This is a genomic window from Lentzea sp. NPDC020367 (genome assembly GCF_044387305.1).
Lineage (GTDB): Bacteria > Actinomycetota > Actinomycetes > Mycobacteriales > Pseudonocardiaceae > Lentzea.
Map to the genome: position 1 here is coordinate 1,124,720 of NZ_JBIRVV010000001.1, position 16,970 is coordinate 1,141,689.

The 16,970-nt window shown below is 71.4% G+C and carries 19 protein-coding genes and 1 pseudogene; 10 read left to right on the forward strand and 10 right to left on the reverse strand.

All coding sequences use genetic code 11. The features are described from left to right. Positions 1–333 (forward strand): metalloregulator ArsR/SmtB family transcription factor, encoded by a 333-nt coding sequence (locus ACH413_RS05030; protein WP_360036146.1) that lies wholly within the window; start codon positions 1–3, stop codon positions 331–333. Continuing rightward, on the forward strand, positions 330–1,928 hold the full coding sequence (locus ACH413_RS05035; RefSeq protein WP_360036149.1) for a SulP family inorganic anion transporter: 1,599 nt from the start codon (positions 330–332) through the stop codon (positions 1,926–1,928). Before ACH413_RS05030 ends, ACH413_RS05035 begins: the two co-directional genes overlap by 4 nt. A gap of 42 nt (positions 1,929–1,970) precedes the next feature. Here the strand turns inward: ACH413_RS05035 and ACH413_RS05040 are convergent, their stop codons facing one another. The 5 genes from ACH413_RS05040 to ACH413_RS05060 all read right to left on the reverse strand — a co-directional run bounded on the left by ACH413_RS05040 (position 1,971) and on the right by ACH413_RS05060 (position 4,598). Further along, a complete protein-coding gene (locus ACH413_RS05040; protein ID WP_360036152.1) occupies positions 1,971–2,615 on the reverse strand; it encodes a dihydrofolate reductase family protein in 645 nt (214 codons plus the stop codon). A gap of 142 nt (positions 2,616–2,757) precedes the next feature. Further along, positions 2,758–3,429, reverse strand: coding sequence for an AIM24 family protein (locus tag ACH413_RS05045; RefSeq protein ID WP_360036154.1), 672 nt, complete (start codon positions 3,427–3,429; stop codon positions 2,758–2,760). Between the two features lie 66 nt (positions 3,430–3,495). Beyond that, positions 3,496–3,960, reverse strand: coding sequence for a peptidoglycan-binding domain-containing protein (locus ACH413_RS05050; RefSeq protein WP_360036157.1), 465 nt, complete (start codon positions 3,958–3,960; stop codon positions 3,496–3,498). A 13-nt stretch (positions 3,961–3,973) separates the two neighbouring features. Further along, positions 3,974–4,405, reverse strand: coding sequence for a hypothetical protein (locus tag ACH413_RS05055; RefSeq protein ID WP_360036160.1), 432 nt, complete (start codon positions 4,403–4,405; stop codon positions 3,974–3,976). A gap of 40 nt (positions 4,406–4,445) precedes the next feature. Continuing rightward, positions 4,446–4,598: a hypothetical protein gene (locus tag ACH413_RS05060; protein ID WP_360037287.1), complete on the reverse strand. Its 153-nt coding sequence runs from the start codon at positions 4,596–4,598 to the stop codon at positions 4,446–4,448. Positions 4,599–4,613: 15 nt separating this feature from the next. Between ACH413_RS05060 and ACH413_RS05065 the strand changes: the two are divergent. Then, positions 4,614–7,390: pseudogene (locus tag ACH413_RS05065) on the forward strand (BTAD domain-containing putative transcriptional regulator); the annotation flags it as partial. Between the two features lie 12 nt (positions 7,391–7,402). Here the strand turns inward: ACH413_RS05065 and ACH413_RS05070 are convergent. The 4 genes from ACH413_RS05070 to ACH413_RS05085 are packed head-to-tail and all read right to left on the reverse strand — an operon-like array spanning position 7,403 to position 10,785. Then, the gene (locus ACH413_RS05070) at positions 7,403–8,044 is read right to left on the reverse strand and encodes a CoA transferase subunit B (RefSeq protein WP_360036163.1); all 642 of its coding nucleotides are present in this window, start codon (positions 8,042–8,044) and stop codon (positions 7,403–7,405) included. Position 8,045: 1 nt separating this feature from the next. After that, positions 8,046–8,822: a CoA transferase subunit A gene (locus tag ACH413_RS05075; RefSeq protein ID WP_360036166.1), complete on the reverse strand. Its 777-nt coding sequence runs from the start codon at positions 8,820–8,822 to the stop codon at positions 8,046–8,048. Then, complete coding sequence (gene pcaD, locus ACH413_RS05080; RefSeq protein ID WP_360036169.1) at positions 8,819–9,571, reverse strand: 3-oxoadipate enol-lactonase; 753 nt, start codon at positions 9,569–9,571, stop codon at positions 8,819–8,821. Before pcaD ends, ACH413_RS05075 begins: the two co-directional genes overlap by 4 nt. Continuing rightward, positions 9,571–10,785: an acetyl-CoA C-acetyltransferase gene (locus ACH413_RS05085; RefSeq protein WP_360036171.1), complete on the reverse strand. Its 1,215-nt coding sequence runs from the start codon at positions 10,783–10,785 to the stop codon at positions 9,571–9,573. The genes pcaD and ACH413_RS05085 overlap by 1 nt, the downstream gene beginning before the upstream one ends. 78 nt (positions 10,786–10,863) lie before the next feature. Here ACH413_RS05085 and ACH413_RS05090 point away from each other — a divergent pair, with 78 nt between their 5' ends. Then, on the forward strand, positions 10,864–11,757 hold the full coding sequence (locus ACH413_RS05090) for a LysR substrate-binding domain-containing protein (protein WP_360036174.1): 894 nt from the start codon (positions 10,864–10,866) through the stop codon (positions 11,755–11,757). Between the two features lies 1 nt (position 11,758). Here ACH413_RS05090 and ACH413_RS05095 read toward each other — a convergent pair whose 3' ends face one another. Beyond that, positions 11,759–12,259, reverse strand: coding sequence for a MarR family transcriptional regulator (locus ACH413_RS05095; protein ID WP_360036177.1), 501 nt, complete (start codon positions 12,257–12,259; stop codon positions 11,759–11,761). An 84-nt stretch (positions 12,260–12,343) separates the two neighbouring features. On the opposite strand from ACH413_RS05095, the gene ACH413_RS05100 reads away from it, so the two are divergent. The 6 genes from ACH413_RS05100 to ACH413_RS05125 all read left to right on the forward strand — a co-directional run bounded on the left by ACH413_RS05100 (position 12,344) and on the right by ACH413_RS05125 (position 16,935). Beyond that, on the forward strand, positions 12,344–12,967 hold the full coding sequence (locus ACH413_RS05100) for an NAD(P)-binding domain-containing protein (RefSeq protein ID WP_360036180.1): 624 nt from the start codon (positions 12,344–12,346) through the stop codon (positions 12,965–12,967). Positions 12,968–13,006: 39 nt separating this feature from the next. Then, positions 13,007–13,984 carry an NADPH:quinone reductase gene (locus tag ACH413_RS05105; RefSeq protein ID WP_360036183.1) on the forward strand — a complete coding sequence of 326 codons (978 nt, stop codon included), beginning with the start codon at positions 13,007–13,009 and terminating at the stop codon, positions 13,982–13,984. Positions 13,985–14,015: 31 nt separating this feature from the next. Further along, positions 14,016–14,456 (forward strand): hypothetical protein, encoded by a 441-nt coding sequence (locus tag ACH413_RS05110; RefSeq protein WP_360036185.1) that lies wholly within the window; start codon positions 14,016–14,018, stop codon positions 14,454–14,456. A gap of 204 nt (positions 14,457–14,660) precedes the next feature. Further along, a complete protein-coding gene (locus ACH413_RS05115; RefSeq protein WP_360036188.1) occupies positions 14,661–14,957 on the forward strand; it encodes a DUF4342 domain-containing protein in 297 nt (98 codons plus the stop codon). Between the two features lie 140 nt (positions 14,958–15,097). Further along, positions 15,098–16,225: a histidine kinase gene (locus tag ACH413_RS05120; protein ID WP_360036191.1), complete on the forward strand. Its 1,128-nt coding sequence runs from the start codon at positions 15,098–15,100 to the stop codon at positions 16,223–16,225. Then, complete coding sequence (locus tag ACH413_RS05125) at positions 16,222–16,935, forward strand: response regulator transcription factor (protein WP_360036194.1); 714 nt, start codon at positions 16,222–16,224, stop codon at positions 16,933–16,935. Before ACH413_RS05120 ends, ACH413_RS05125 begins: the two co-directional genes overlap by 4 nt. Positions 16,936–16,970 lie beyond the last annotated feature (35 nt).

The following is a 16,970-nucleotide window of genomic DNA, read 5'->3' on the forward strand; positions in this document are numbered from 1 at the left end:
GTGCCGGTTCCGCTGTACCAGGCGAAGGCCGAGTTCTTCCGGATGCTCGGCCACCCCGTGCGCATCCGGGTGCTGGAGTTGTTGCAGGACGGCCCGAAGGCGGTGCGTGATCTGCTGGCCGAGATCGAGGTCGAGGCGTCCAACCTGTCCGCGCAGCTGGCCGTGCTGCGCAGGTCCGGCATCGTGACGGCGACCCGCGACGGTTCGACGGTGGTGTACGCGCTCGCGGGCGCGGACGTGGCCGATCTGATGAAGGCGGCGAGGAGGATCCTCACGGAGTTGCTGGTCGGGCAGAACGAGTTGCTCGCGCAGCTGCGCGAGGACTCCGCATGAGAGCTTTCCTGCCCGCGAAGGCCGACTGGACGGCCGCCACGCCGAGAGATGTCGTCGCGGGGCTGACCGTCGCCGTCGTGGCGTTACCGCTGGCACTGGGATTCGGCGTGGCGTCGGGCCTCGGCGCCGCCGCGGGACTGGCGACCGCGATCGTGGCGGGCACCCTGGCCGCCGTCTTCGGCGGCTCCAGCCTGCAGGTGTCCGGGCCCACCGGCGCGATGACGGTGGTGCTGGTGCCGATCGTCGCGGCGTTCGGGCCGGGCGGCGTGCTGACCGTCGGCCTGCTCGCGGGCGTGCTGCTCCTCGCGTTGGCGGCGGCCCGAGCCGGGCGCTACATGCGGTACGTGCCGGCTCCGGTGGTCGAGGGCTTCACCCTCGGCATCGCCGCGGTCATCGCGCTGCAGCAGATCCCCGCGGCACTCGGCGTGCCCACACCTGACGGGCACAACGTCGTGGTGAACGCCATCCGCGCGTTCGGATCCGGCCCCGCTCTGCCCGCCGTCGCCCTCGCCGGCGGAGTCGTCGTGATCATGCTCGCCGGCGCGCGCTGGAAACCGGCGGTCCCCTTCTCGCTGCTCGCCGTCGCGGTGGGCACGGTGGCGGCGGAGATCTGGTCCCTGCCCGTGCCCCGGATCGGCACGTTGCCCGCGTTGCTCCCCGCGCCGTCACTGTCCTTCCTGGACCTGAACGCGCTGTGGTCGCTGCTGCCGTCCGCGATCGCCGTGGCCGCGCTCGCCGCCCTGGAGAGCCTGCTGTCCGCGACGGTCGCCGACGGCATGAGCGTGAACCAGCGGCACGACCCGGACCGCGAGCTCTTCGGCCAGGGCGTCGCGAACGTCATCACGCCGATGTTCGGCGGCGTGCCCGCGACCGCGGCGATCGCCAGGACCGCGGTCAACGTCCGGTCCGGCGCGAGTTCGCGACTGGCGGCACTGGTGCACGCGGTGACGCTCGCCGTGATCATGCTGGCGGCGGCGCCGGTGGTCGGACGCATCCCGTTGGCGGTGCTGGCCGGTGTTCTGCTCGCCACCGCGGTGCGGATGGTCGAGGTCGGTTCGGTCCGGGTCCTGATGCGCGCGAACCGCTCCGACGCGGTGGTGCTCGCGCTCACCGCGATCGCGACGCTGGCACTCGACCTGGTCACCGCCGTCATCATCGGCCTCGTCGTCGCGGGAGCGCTGGCGCTGCGAGCCGTCGCCAGTTCGGCGAGGATCGACGAGGAACCGCTGGAGCCCGGCGACCACACCGCCGAGGAGCACGCACTGCTCGCCCAGCACATCGTCGCCTACCGGTTGGACGGACCGCTGTTCTTCGCCGCGGCACATCGCTTCCTGCTGGAGCTCACCGAGATCGCGGCGGTCTCCGTGGTGATCCTGCGCATGTCCCGGGTGTCCACGATGGACGGCACCGGCGTGCTGGTCCTGCGCGACGCCGTCGAGAGACTGGAGCACCGGGGCATCACCGTGCTGCTCTCCGGAGTGCGCGACGAGCACCGCCACCAGCTGGAAACCCATGGCGTGCGCACGTTCGCCAGCACGCCCGAGGCCATCGAGCACGCGCGGAACCACCTGCGCCGCAACGGCACACTGCCGTGACGGATCCACCGCCCTGCTCGGAGAAGTGGACCCGCCAGAACGTCACTTCCTCCAGAACAGGTGGTGGGTCACACCGCTCGCACTGGGCACGACGTCGACGTGGAACCGGTCCAGCAGCTCGTCGGGCGACTTCCACAGCGGCACCCCGTGGCCGAGCTCGACCGGCGCCACCGCGACGTGCAGCGTGTCGATGAGGTCGGCGTCGAGGAACGCGCGGATGGTCGTGGCGCCGCCGCCGATCCGGACGTCCTTGCCCTGCGCGGCCTCGAGTGCGAGCGCGAGAGCCTCGGCCGGGTCGCCGTTCACGAAGTGGAACGTCGTGTCGGAGAGGGTGAACGACGGCCGTTCGTGGTGCGTGAGCACGAAGACCGGGGTGTGGAACGGCGGTTCGTCGCCCCACCAGCCCTGCCAGTCGTGGTTCTCCCAGGGGCCGCGGTGCGGGCTGAACTTGTTGGCGCCCATGATCTCCGCGCCGATGTTGTGCGCGAAGTCGCGGGTCAGGTAGTCGTCGAGGCCGCGGCTGCCACCGGGGTCGGTGCGGTTGGGCCAGCTCGCCGTGGCGCCCGCCCACGCGAACATCGTGCCGGGGTCGGCGTGGCCGAACGGCCGGTCGAGGGTCTGGTCCTCACCGGCACCGAACCCGTCCCGCGACACGACGAAGTTCTGGACCTTCACCAGCTGGGTCATGGGCTTCCTTCCGCTCTTGGTCGGCATGTGGACCACGGGGGCCGCGTGAACTCATCGGTCCCGCCGGAAGATCATGCTCCGGACGGACGGAAGCGGCGCGGTGCGAGACCGGCGCCGCTTCCGTTCGACGATCACCCGAGCGTTACGGCGTGGCCGGTACGGGGTGACCTTCCGACGCCTGCACGACGACGATGCCCTGACCCTGCAGCGCGAGCTGGTAGGCCTCGCCCGAGCCGCGGCCGATGACGGCGCCGAGCTTGGCCGTCTTGCGGATCGAGGACTGCAGCGAGGTGGACCACAGCACCGCGGACTGCATGTCGACGAACGTCGGCACGTCCACGTTCAGCACGACCGGCGTCCCGTAGGCGGTGACCGCCAGCGCGCCGGTGCCCGTGAACGTGGTGTTGAACAGCCCGCCGCTGAGCATCGACGCGCCCTCGGTGCGGTTGATGTCCCACTTCAGGCTGCTGTCGAAGGCGAGCACGTTCTTGCCGTTGACCGTGACGCCTTCGTTCTCCAGGTACAGCACGAAGATCTCGTCGGCGTCCTGGGCGAGGAACACGTCGCCACTGCCCGACACCTTCATCAGCGACATGCCCTCACCGGTGAAGGCCTTCTTGAACAGCTTGCCGAGACCACCGCTGCCTTCGTAGGCGAAGTCGACGTCACCCTGGTAGGCCACCATCGATCCCTGCTTGGCGAAGAAGAACCCGCCGCTGCCGGTGAGGTCCACCTTGAGCATGCGTTCGTTCTGCAGTTGGAAGCTTCCCGGCTCGACGGGCCGTTCCGCGTGGTTGAACAGTGAGCTGCGCATGGACAGATGATGCAGGTGATCATGTCCTCGCGCATCCGTGGGGTGACCCTCCGCGCCGGCGGCACCTCACGGATCGATCCTGTAGTAGCAGTACCCGTCCTCCCTCGGGATCCAGGTGGCGAAGGTGGGGAACACGGCGAACGCGAAGCCACCTCGCCGGGTCAGCGGGCCGTACCGCCCGTCGACCGCGAGACCGGCGTCGTACCACTCGTTGAGCCTGGTCTGGACGTTCTTCACCGCCTGTTCGGTCTTCGGGCCGAAATCCCGGTCGTCGGCGATGTTCTGGCCCATGCACCGCCGCATGGACACCTGGATGACCCGGACGGCGTCACCGAAGTTGCCCCTGCCCAGGTCGCAGTTGTAGGCGCCGGTGTCCCAACCGATCGTGGGCACCCGCATGAACCCGCCGGTGACGGAGTACGTCGTGAAGCTGTTGCAGGACGGTGCCGCCTGCGCGACGCCCGGCGACGCCAAGGGCATCACCGCGGCCAGAACCGCTGTGGCGGCGAGTGCCGCGCGAACCGATCTCATGGTCGTCCCCCGGTCAGTTGGCGAAGTAGAGCGTGGCTCCCTGGTACGAGTACGGGCAGTGCAGCTCCGCCCGGTAGTTCCCGGGCGTCCACTCCTTGTCCCAGAAGTCGTGTTCGAGTCCCCGCCTCTTGTTGTCGCGGAGGATCTCCGGATCGCCAGGGGCGTCGAGGTACCGGATGAGGACGAACGAGTTGATCGGGTCCGGCGTGCCGGGCTCGAACGGCGCCGTCCACGGGATGTTCACCGTCGCGAGATGCGGGTTCGCGCCGCTGCTGACCCACAGCGGCGCGGTCGCGCAGATCCACTGGGTGGTGACGGTGCACGACTTGGCGGCCAGCGCGCCCGGATCCGCGGTGGCCGGTTGCCCCGCCGCCAGAGCGGCGCCCAGCGCGGCCACGACCACGCCGGCGGTCCTGAGTTTGTGTGCGACTTTCCCCGTTCGCATGTAATTCCCCCTCCTGGTGCGTTGTCCCGCGCTCCCGCGGTTACGCCAACACCGTGAACTCGACCGGTTTCACGACGGTTTCATCGGGGGTGGTGCCACCGTCGTCCGGCGGGAGGCGACCATGAAGACGGCGTTCGGCGTGCTCGGCCCACTTCGCGTTGCGGTGGAAGGGGAAGACGTCGATCTGGATCAACCGATGCTCCGGCGTCTGCTGGCCCTGTTGCTCTGCGCCGCCAACTCTCCGGTGTCCGCCGAGGCGCTCGCGGACGCGTTGTGGGAGACGAAACCGCCCGCGTCCGCAAGGAAAACCCTGCAGCTGTACGTGCATCGGCTGCGCAGGAAGCTCCGCGATCCGGCGCGGATAACGCACGGTCCCGCCGGTTACCGGCTCGTCGTGGAACCGGGCGAGTGCGATGCCGACGAGATGCGGCGGCTGGTCGCGGACGCCCACGCGACCGTTGATCCGGGCCGGCGTGCCGCGGTGCTGCGCGACGCGTTGGCGTTGTGGCGCGGTGTGCCACTCGCCGAGTTCGCCGGCGTACCCGCCGTGCTGACGACGTCGGACGCGCTGACCGACCGATGGCTCGCACTGCTGGGGGAGCGCTTCGACGTCGACCTGGAACTCGGCCGGCACAACGATCTCGTGGCGGAGCTGACGGAGGTGGTGGCGCGGCACCCGTTGCACGAACGGTTTCGCGCTCAGCTGATGGTGGCCCTTACCGGTGCGGCCGGCAGGCGGACGCCCTGGCGACCTACCACCAGGCGAGGGAGGTGCTCAGCGACGAGCTGGGAGTCGATCCGTCCGACGCCCTGTGCGCCCGGTACCAGGAGGTGCTGCGGGCTGATCCGGCGCTGGACCTCCCGGCGCGGCCGAGCCGTCCCCGGCCGGCGCAGCTGCCCGCCGCGCCACGCGACTTCAGCGGACGGGTGGACGAGCTGAAGGAGCTGGACGACGTGGTCGCGGGCGGAGCGGGGCTGGTGACGATCTCGGCGATCGCGGGTGCCGCCGGTGTCGGCAAGACCGCGCTGGCACTGCGATGGGCGCAGCAGAGGCGTGACGACTTCCCCGACGGCCAGCTCTACGTCGACCTGCGCGGAGCGGCCACCGCGCACCCGGTCGACGCGGCGCACGCGCTGGGGGAGTTCCTGCGCGCACTGGGCGTCCCGGCCGAACACGTTCCGCAGGAGCTCGAGAGCGCCGCCGGGCTCTACCGGTCGTTGCTGGCCGACCGGCGGGTCCTGGTGCTGCTGGACAACGCGCACGACGTGAACCAGGTCCGGCCGCTGTTGCCCGGCACGTCCACGACCGTGACGCTGGTGACGTCGCGAAGCCGGCTCGCCGGTCTGGTCGCGATCAACGGCGCACGCCGCCTGCTGCTGGCTCCGCTGCGCCCGCAGGAGTCACACGAACTGCTCGTGACCCTCCTCGGCGGCGAACGGGTGGACGCCGAACCGGACGCCGCGGCCGAGATCGCCCAGGCCTGCGGCCACCTGCCACTGGCACTGCGGATCGCCGCCGCGAACCTGCTGGACCAGCCGCGTCGCCGGCTCGCCGCCTTCGCATCCGACCTGGCCCGCAACCGGCTGAGCACGCTCGCGGTCTCCGACGACGACCAAGCGGCCGTGCGGTCGGTGTTCGCGCTGTCGTACGAGCGCCTCGAACCGGCGGCGCGCAGGCTGTTCCGGCGGCTCGGCCTGGTGCCGGACCTCGACGTCACCCCCGAGGCCGCCGACGCACTCGACGCCGAGGGCAGCGCTCGCCTGCTGGAGGTGCTGCACGACGCGCACTTGCTGGACTGCCGGACACCCGGCCGTTACTCCTTCCACGACCTGATCGATTTGTACGCCAGGGAACTCGCCGAGGCGGAGGAGGACCGGCCTGGCCGTGAGGCGGCGCTCGACCGGCTCTGCGCCTGGTACGTCGGCAGGCTGGCCGCGGCGGACCGGTTGCTCGTGCCCTACCGCCCGGCCGTGGTCGATGCCGATCCGGTGGCGCCGTTCGACACCGCGCTGGACGCGTTGGCGTGGCTGGACGCCGAGAAGTCCAGCCTGTCCGCGTTGGTCCACCACGCCGTGTCGACGCGGCGGCACGAGGCGGCGTGGCAGGTCCCGTTCCTGATGAGCGGTTACTTCGAGCACCGCGGCACGTGGTTGCTCGGCGTGCGCCTGCTGCGGTCCGCGGTCGACGCCGTGATGGAGCTCGACGCCCCCGACCTCGAATGCCTGGCCAGGTCGCAGGTCTCGATCGCCCTCGTCCACGTGGGACGGGTCGCCGAGGCGGTGCGGGAACAGCAACGGTGCCTCGCCATCGCCAGGGAGGCCGGGAACACGCGCCGGGAAGCGGCGACGCTGAACAACCTCGGCTGGATGCACCACGAGCAAGGCGACACCGCCGGTGCCCTCGCCTCGTACGAAGCGGCGTTCGCGCTGTTCGAGGCGCTCGACGACCGCGGCTACATGGCCATCGTGCTGCAGAACATCGGCGACGCGAAGTCGTTGCTCGGTGACTTCGGCGGGGCGGTCGAGCATCACGAACGGTCCCTGGCCATCGCCCGCGAGGACGATCTCGTCGGCCAGCAAGGGGATTCCCTGCTGTCCCTCGGCCAGGCGCACGCACGGGCGCAGCGGCACGCCGACGCGGTCCGGATCTTCCGTTCCGCGCTGCCGCCGGTCGTGGAGGCCGGCAACAAGATGAGCGAAGCCCTCGCGCACCGCGAGTTCGGCCACAGCCTGCGCGCCGTCGGCGACACCGCCGCCGCGGCCGACGAGTTCGCCCTGGCCGCCAGGCTCTACCACGACACGGACGACGTGCACCTCGCCGTCGCCGCCTATCTGGACCTGAGAGCCGTTCGCGCCGAGGCGGGTGACCTCGGCGCGGCACAGCGCGCGTTCGACTCGGCACGGCAGCTGCACCTCCGCGCCCCCGACCCGATCAACGCCCGCCGGCTCGACGCGATGTCGGTGGAGCCGGCGTCGAAGATCGAGTAGCGGGCGTGATCACGCCCGCACGCCGTCGAGCACCGGCGCGCCCGTCCTCGCCACCACGTCCTCGACCGTGCTGCCCGGTGCGAGCTCGACCAGGCGGAAGGCCCCGTCTGCGACGTCGAGCACGGCCAGGTCGGTGATGACGCGGGACACGACCCGGCGTCCGGTCAGCGGCAGGGTGCAGGTGGCGACCAGTTTCGGGTCGCCGGCGCGCGAGACGTGGTCCATCAGGACGATGATCCGGCGGGCGCCGCTGACGAGGTCCATCGCGCCGCCCATGCCCTTGACCATCGCGCCCGGCACCATCCAGTTGGCGAGGTCGCCGTGCGCGGAGACCTGCATGCCGCCGAGCACGGCGGTGTCGATGTGGCCGCCGCGGATCATCGCGAAGCTGGTGGGGGAGTCGAAGAACGAGGCTCCCGGCAGCACGCTGACGGTCTGCTTGCCCGCGTTGATGAGGTCGGGGTCCACCTCGTCGTCGTAGGGGAACGGGCCGACGCCGAGGATGCCGTTCTCCGCGTGCAGCGTGACGGTGGAGCCGGCCGGCAAGTGGTCGGGGATCAGCGTGGGCAGGCCGATGCCGAGGTTGACGTACTCGCCGTCGCGCAGTTCGAGCGCGGCGCGGGCGGCCATCTGGTCGCGGGTCCAGGCCATGTCAGTTCGCCTCCTGGCGGGCGCGGGTGGTGCGCTTCTCGATGTCCTTGCGGGCGGCCTGGTCCGGGGTGAGCGCGACGACGCTCTGCACGAACACGCCGGGCAGGTGCACGTGGTCCGGGTCGATCTCGCCGACCTCGACGACGCGTTCGGCTTCCACGACGGTGAACCGGCCCGCCATCGCGGCGGCCGGGTTGAAGTTGCGGGCGGCGGCGTGGAAGACGCAGTTGCCCGCGCGGTCGGCGATCGCGGCGCGCACGAGTGCCACGTCGGTGACGATCGACTCCTCCAGGACCATCTCCTTGCCGTGGAACGTGCGGACTTCCTTGGGAGGGGAGGAGAGTGCGACGGTGCCGTCCGAGTTGTAGCGCCACGGCAGGCCGCCCTCGGACACGAGCGTGCCGACGCCGGTGGGCGTGTAGAAGGCGCCCACGCCCGAACCACCGGCGCGCAGCCGTTCCGCGAGTGTCCCTTGTGGAGTGAGTTCGACGGTCAGCTCGCCCGCCAGGTACTGCCGGGCGAACTCCTTGTTCTCGCCGACGTAGGACGCGACGACCCGGCTGATGCGGCGGTGTTCGAGCAGGAGGCCCAGACCGGCGCCGTCGACGCCGCAGTTGTTGGAGACGATCGTGAGGTCGTCCGCACCGTGCTCCAGCAACGCCTCGATGAGGAACCACGGGATGCCCGCGAGCCCGAACCCGCCGACCGCGACGCTCGCGCCGGACCGGATGCCCGCCACGGCTTCGGCCGGTCCGCCGGCCACCTTGTCCAGGCTCATGAACGGCTCTCCTTCGTGAGGTGGTCGACGAGCGCCGCCGTGACGACGTCCGGCTGCTCGGCGTTGGCGAGGTGGGCGGCGCCGGGGACGACGAGAAGCCGGCCGTCCTGGACCGAGGTGGCGATCTCCTCGAGGTGGTGGGGCGGCGTCGCCGGATCGTCCGCTCCGGCGATCGCGAGCGTCGGCGCGCTGATCCTGGCGAGGTCCGCGCGCTGGTCCATGGTGGCGATCGCCTCGCAGCAGCCCGCGTAGCCCTCCGCCGGGGTGGCGGACACCATCGCCTCCCACCGCGCGCGGTCCTGGTGCGCGGGGGTGAACCAGCGCTCGACGACGGCCTTGGCGACCGCCTTCGTCCCCTGTGCGCGGACGAGCGCGGCCCGGTCGGTCCAGTTCGCCGCCGGTCCGAGGCAGGCGCTGGTGCACAGGACCGCGAGCCGGTCCACGCGCTCGGGACTGCGCGTGGCGACGCGCAGCGCGGTCATGCCGCCGAGCGACAGCCCGACGAGGTGCGCCTTCTTCACGCCCACCCGGTCGAGCAGTCCGACGAGATCGCCCGCGAGCGTGTCGATGGTGTGCGGGCCGGGCACGACGGGGGAGCGGCCGTGGCCGCGGGTGTCGTAGCGGACCACCCGGAAGTGCTCTTCGAGCGCGCCGGCGTTGGCGTCCCACATCTCCAGCGTCGACCCGAGCGAGTTGGACAGCACCACGACCGGGCCGTCCGGCCTGCCCGTGACGACGTGGTGCACCATCAGCGCACCGCCTCGAAGACGGCCGCGAGTCCCTGGCCGCCGCCGATGCACATCGTCTCCAGGCCGTAGCGGCTGCCGCGGCGCCGCATCTCGTGCGCGAGCGTCGCCAGGATCCGGGCGCCGGTCGCGCCCACCGGGTGGCCGAGCGAGATGCCGGACCCGTTGGGGTTGAGCCGGTCGTCGGCGGCGTCGACCTTCCACTCGCGGAGCACGGCGAGCACCTGGGCGGCGAACGCCTCGTTGAGTTCGATCACGTCGATGTCGTCGAGGGTGAGCCCGGCCCGGTCGAGCGCGGCGGCCGTGGCGGGCACCGGTCCGATGCCCATCACCTCGGGCCCGACCCCGGCGACGGCCCACGACCTGAGCGCGAGCACGGGCCGCAGCCCGCGCTTCTCGGCCTCGTCGCGGGTGGTGACCACGCACAACGCGGCGCCGTCGTTCTGACCACTGGCGTTGCCCGCCGTGACCGTGGACTCGGGGTCGAGCTTCAGCCGGACCGGGCGCAGCGCGGCGAGGTCGTCGAGCGTCGTGTCCGGGCGGGGGTGCTCGTCGCGGCCGACGGTGACGTCAGGCTTGCCGCCGCGGCCGGGGACGGTCACCGGCACGAGCTCGTCGGCGAACCTGCCCGCCTGGTCGGCGGCACCCCAGCGCTGCTGCGACCGCACCGCGAACTCGTCCTGCTCGGCGCGCGAGATGCCGTACTCGCGGCGGAGGTTCTCGGCCGTCTCCAGCATGCCGCCGGGCACCGGGTGGAACCGGCCACCGGCCGTCTCCCTGGCCCGGTCGAGCCGGTCGACGAGCTGGATGCCGCCGCTGCGGACACCCGTGCGCAGCCCCAGCGCGTAGTGCTCGACCTGCGACATCGACTCCGCGCCGCCCGCCACGACGACCTTCGCCGCACCGGTGGCGACCTGACCCGCCGCGTAGAGCACGGCCTGCAGCCCGGATCCGCAGCGCCGGTCGATCTGGAGGCCGGGAACGCCGATGCCGAGGCCCGCGTCGAGCGCCGCGATCCGGCCGATCGCCGGTGACTCGCCGTTCGGGTAGCTCTGGCCGAGCACGACGTCGTCGACATCCCCCTCCCTCAGCCCCGTGCGGCGCACCAGTTCTGTGAGCACGACGGTGGCGAGGTCGGCGGCACTGAGCGAGGCGAGCGCCCCGCCGAACCGTCCGACCGGGGTGCGGAGGGGTTCGCAGATCACGACGTCGGTCATGTCCTCGACACTAGGGCGGTCCGGTGATATCGAGAAATACTCATTTAACGTCTGCTGAGACTCTGCGAGTATCAATCGGTGGAACTTCGTCATCTGCGGTACTTCGTGGCGGTCGCCGAGGAACGGCACTTCGGGCGTGCCGCCGAACGCCTGCACATGGCGCAACCGCCGCTCTCGCAGCAGATCCAGCAGCTGGAGGCCGAGCTCGGGGTGACGTTGCTGCACCGCACCACCCGCAGGGTCGACCTCACCGACGCCGGGCTGGTGTACCTGGACCGCGCGCGAGCCGTGCTGTCCGCTGTGGACGATGCGGCGGCGGAGGCGCGGCGGGTGGCCGAGGGCAGGCAGGGCCGGCTGGTCGTCGGGTGCGTCGGCTCGGCCACCTACAGCCTGCTGCCCGCGTTCGCACGCGTACTCCGCGACGAGCTGCCGGCCGTCGACTTCGTGTTCCGCGGCGAGATGCTGGCACCGGACCAGCTCGAATCCCTGCTCAATCGCCGCATCGACCTCGCACTGCTGCGCCCACCGGTCGAGCACGCCGGGCTGCGGGTGACCGCCGTGCGCCGCGACCGGCTCATCGTGGCGTTGCCCGAGGACCACCGCCTCGCCCGGCGGAAGCGGCTGAAGATCGAGGATCTGCGCGAGGAAGACCTGATCGTGCACGCGTCCCACGGCCGTTCCGTCATGCACGGGATCGTCACGGACCTGTGCCGCGCGGCCGGGTTCGAGCCGCGGATCCGGCACGAGGTGGCGGAGACCTCGACCCTGGTCACGTTCGTCGCTTCTGGACTCGGTGTGGCCGTGGTTCCGGAACCGGTGGCGGAACTCGGGGTGCCCGGCACGACCTACCGTCCGCTGGCCGGAAAGCAGGGCATCGACCTCCTGGCCGCCGTACGCGCCGACGACGACTCGCCCGTGCTCGCGAGGGCGCTCGGCGTGCTGGCGCGGTGGCAGGAGCAGGCAGCGCTCTGACTCAGGTCTCCAGCCATTCCGGCCGGGTGGACGAGGCGGGGTCGAGCCGGTCGAGGATGCGTTCGTGGGCGGCGTGCAGCTGGTTCAGCTGCTTGGCGTCCAAGGGATCCACGACCAGCTCGCGGACCAGGGTGACGTGACCGGGCGCGGCCTGCTCGACGGCGGCCATGCCCGCGTCGGTCAGGACCGCGCGGCTGGCCCGGCCGTCGGCGGGATCGGGCTCGCGGCGCAGCAGATCACGAGACTCCAGGCGCTTCACGACGTTCGACAGGCGCGACAGCGAGGAACTGGTCAGCTGCGCGAGGCGGCTCAGGCGCAGGGCGTGGCCGGGAATCTCGGAGAGCATCGACAGCACGTGGTACTCGAAGAACGTCAGCCCGGCGTCGCGCTCCAGCTGGGCGCCGAGCGTCGCGGGCAGCCGCGTCAGCACGCGCACCATGTCGAGCCAGGCCAGCCGTTGCTCCGCCGTCAGCCAGCGCGGTTCCTGCGAGTCCGGGGTCACACCCCCAATTTACTTGACGCTTGAACCATTCGCTCCTAGTGTCGGAGACAGAAAGTTCAAACTTGAACTATTTTGGAGGCTGTCATGCGCGTCGCGATCATCGGTGCGGGCAACGTCGGATCCGGGCTCGCCGGCGCTGCCGTCGCCGCGGGACACCAGGTCACCGTCGCCGCCGCCCACGAGGAGAACGCGGTCAAGGTGGCCGAGCAGGCAGGCGGAACGGCCGCGGTGTCCGCCGCGGACGCCTCCCAGGGCGCGGACGTGGTGGTCCTCGCGGTGCCCGCCGGCGTCGCGGCCGACGTGCTGGCCGAGATCAAGGGCACGACCGCGGTCGTCGTGGACGCCACCAACCCCCTCAACGAGACCTACAGCGACCTGACGACCGGCGGCACGAGCCAGGCGGAACAACTGGCCTCCGCCGTGCCGGGAGTGAGGGTCGTCAAGGCGTTCAACACGCTCTTCGCGTCCCGGCTGGGTGCCGCGAGCGAGGACGGCCTTCCGCTGGACGGGTACTACGCCGGCGACGACGAGGCGGCGAAGCAGGTCGTGGCGGAACTGCTGACCTCGCTGGGCTTCCGGCCGATCGACGCGGGTGGCCTGCGGATGGCCCGGTCGCTCGAGGAACTGGCCTTCCTGAACATCTCCCTCAACGCGCGCAACGGCTGGACCTGGCAGAGTGGCTGGCGTCTGACCGGGCCGACCGTCTGAAAAGGACGACCGACTTCCCGTTGCGGCTGAAGGAGAACCATGTTCGCGTCCTGGTACGACCGGCAGGGCTCCGCCACCGACGTGCTGCACGTCGGCGAGCTACCCGATCCCGAGCCCGGCCCCGGTGAGGTGCGGGTCGAGGTTCGACTGTCCGGGGTGAACCCCGGTGACACGAAGAAACGGCGTGGCTGGCTGGGTTCCTCGATGCCTTACCCGAAGGTCATCCCGCACAGCGACGCCGCCGGAGTGGTGGACGCGGTCGGCGACGGCGTCGACAAGAACAGGCTCGGACGGCGCGTGTGGGTCTACGGCGCGCAGTCCTACCGGGCGTCCGGCACGGCCGCGCAGTACGTGGTCGTGCCCGAGCACCTGGCCGTGCCGCTGCCCGATCACGTGACCGACGAACTGGCCGCGAGCCTGGGCATCCCCGGCATCACGGCCCACCGCACGGTGTTCGCCGACGGACCGGTCGACGGACGGACCGTGCTGGTGCAGGGCGTGCTCGGCGGCGTCGGCTCCCTCGCCGCGCAACTGGCGCGCTGGGGCGGCGCCACCGTCGTGGGAACCGTGACCAGGACCAGCGACCTCGACCTCGTCGACCCCGAGTTCGTCTCGCACGCGGTGGCCCTCGACAGCCCCGGCGCGGCCGACGAGATTCGCGCGAACGCACCGGACGGCGTGCACCGGATCATCGAGGTGTCCTTGTCCGACAACGCGGACCTGGACGTCGCCGTCCTCGCGAACGACGGCATCATCGCCGCCTACGGCACCCGCGCAGACCGCACGGAGATCCCGTTCTGGCCACTGCTGTTCGCCAACGCCACGGTCAGGCTGTTCGGCAGCGACGACTTCCCGGCGGCCGCGAAACGAGCCGCGGCCCGCGACCTCACCGCCGCGGCCGCCATGGGCGCTCTGCAGGTGAAGGTCGGGCAGTTGTTCCCGCTCGCCGAGATCGCGGCGGCCCACGACCGGGTCGACGCGGGCGGTCGCGGCCGCGTGCTCGTCACCGTCCCGTGAGCCCCGAACGCGGGCAGGCTAGTTTGCCCCGGTGAGTCTCCTCGACGACGTGGCCGAACGCGACGGCTGGCGATGCTGGGTGTGCGACGAACCGGTCGACCCGGGAATGTCGGTGAACGACGCGCGCGGGCCCAGCGTCGACAGCCGGACCGCCGACCGGAAGGCGAAGATCACCGAACGGCTCGCGCACCGCGGGTGCAACAGCCGCAAGGGCGCGGTCAAGGTCGTCATCGCCTGGCCGGACCGCCTGCACGTCGCCGAACCCGCGCCCCTGATCACCGTGGCCGGCCGGCTGGAGCGCAAGGGCGGCCGCGAGATGGTGGCCCGCTGCCCGACGAAGCAGGACGCCCACGAGACGGCGGACTGGCTGGCGGACCGGTTCTCCCGGCTGGTGCCGGGGCTGCCCGTGACCGCCACCGTCGAGGCGGGCGGCGGCCAGTTCCTCGTCGTTCTGGCCACCGGACGTCGTTGAGCAATTCCTCGTGGGGCAATTCCCAGAACTCCCGCTGCGCATTCCTGAGTGCGTGATGCGCATCACCTATCACCGAAGGTCGGAACGGGTTTCCCGGCCTGAGGGGTAAATCAGGCGGAGGTCAGGGGAAAACCCTGATGGCACGGCAGCTGAACACGGGCACGCTGGAAGTCGTCAAGGGGATGTCCCAGTTCGAGGAGAGACATGAGCGAATCCAAGTCCGAGCCCACCCGCAACCCCGTCGACTCGGTGGTCGACGCCGTGCGCGGACTGGTCAGCGAGGGCCTCAACCGTCGTGTCGTCGTGCGGGACAGCAAGGACGACGTGGTGCTCGAGGTGCCGGTGGCCCTCGGGTTGGTGGCGGCCTTCGCCGCTCCGGTTGCCACCACGATCGGTGCCGGTGTCGCGCTGGTCGGCAAGTGCGGAATCGCGCTGGAGGACCGCAGGACGCCCGGCAGCGCGCCCGCGCCCGCGACGAAGGTCGACGCCGAGCGGGTGTAGTCAGCAGCGGGGGACGCAGTGGGCCGGCGCCGTCACCAGGGGGTGGCGGCGCCGGCCCGCGTTTCGGTGCCCGGCTTCAGGGCTCAGGTCTCGTTCTTTGGACGGATCTGCGGTGGCCCTTGCTCTCGTACGATGACGTCGTGTTCGCCTATCTGCGGTCGGTGTGGGACGAGCCCCGGCCGCCGCGCGGGGCGGCGCGGCTGTGGTGGGACTGGGCGCTGGTCGCCGTGCTCCTGCTGGTCGCGGTGCTCGAGACGGTGCTGCGGACGGACCTGGGCTCACGAGTGGGCTCGCTGGTCGTCGCGGTGGTGCTGCTGCCTCTGCTGTTGCTGCGCCGGAGCAGGCCGCTGCTCGCGGTCGCCGTCGCGTTCGGCGTGGCCGCGGTCGCCTCGCTGGTGTTCGGGGGCGAGCCAGAGCTCAACGTGACTGTGTTCATGGTGCTCTTCCCGTTCTCGTTGTTCCGGTGGGGTTCCGGGCGTGAGGCGGTGCTCGGGCTGGCGATCATGCTCGGCAAGGTCGGGCTGTCGGCGGTGCTCGGATTCATCAGCGCGGGCGAGGCGGTGGGCGGGAGCGCGGTGCTGGGAACGGCGTGCGCGATCGGAGCCGCCGTGCGGTATCGGGGACGAGCGCGGGCACGGGAGCTCGACCAGGTCAAGCTGCTGGAACGGGAACGACTCGCACGGGATCTGCACGACACGGTGGCGCACCACGTGTCGGCGATGGCGATCCGGGCCCAGGCGGGGATCGCGACGGCGGCGTCGCGACCGGAGGCGGCAACCGAGGCACTCGGTCTGATCGAGTCGGAGGCGTCGCGGGCGCTCGCCGAGATGCGCACGATGGTGCGAGCCTTGCGGCACAACGAGTCCGCGGACCTGGCGCCCAGCCCGACGGTCGCCGACGTCGCACTCCTCGCGAGTCCCGGCAGGCCGGGGCCCGAGGTGGAGGTGCGGATCGACGGGTCGGTCGACGACCTCCCGAAGTCGGTCGGAACCGCGATCTACCGGCTCACCCAGGAGTCGGTCACCAACGCGCGCCGGCACGCCCGGCACGCCACGCGCATCGAGGTGTCGGTGGTCGTCGGAGACTCGTCGGTGCGGGTGAGGGTGAGCGACGACGGCGACGCCGGCGGTACCGCGGTGCCCGGCCACGGGGTGATCGGCATGATGGAGCGCGCCGACCTGCTCGGTGGCAGTTGTGAGGCGGGACCGAACGCCGGCCGGGGCTGGACTGTGACCGCCGTGCTGCCGCTGACCGGGGCGCGCCGATGAGCGTCCGCGTCATCGTCGCCGACGACCAGGAGATCGTCCGAACAGGACTCTCGATGATCCTGGACGCCCAGCCCGGCATCGAGGTCGTCGGTGCGGCGCCGGACGGACGGCAGGCCGTGGAACTGGCCCGGCGCCTGCGGCCCGACGTGTGCCTGTTCGACATCCGGATGCCCGGGATCGACGGTATCGAGGCGACCCGCCTGCTCGCCGGGCCCGGCGTCGCCGACCCGATCGCCGTCGTCGTGATCACCACGTTCGACCTCGACGAGTACGTCTACGCCGCGCTTCGCGCCGGTGCCAGGGGTTTCCTGCTCAAGGACGCCGGACCCGCGCTGCTCGCCCAGGCGGTGCACGCCGCGGCCTCCGGCGACGCCCTGATCGCCCCCAGCGTCACCGCCCGGTTGATCGAGGCGTTCGCGGACGTCGAGCCCGCCGGCCGCGTCGTGCAGCCGATCGAGCCCCTGACCGAACGGGAGGAGCAGGTCCTCGCCGCCGTCGCGGGCGGGCGCACCAACAGCGAGGTCGCCGGCGAGCTGTACATCACGCTGAGCACCGTGAAGTCCCACATCGCCAGCCTGATGGCCAAGATCGGTGCCAGGAACCGGGTCGAGATGGCCATCTGGGCCTACGAGACCAAGCGGGTCCGGAGCGGTTTCCGGCCGCGGTCAGCCGAAAGTACGACGAGCGCACCGGACCATCGGCCAGGCTGATCGCGGCCCTTCTTCCGATGAGGTGACACCACCGC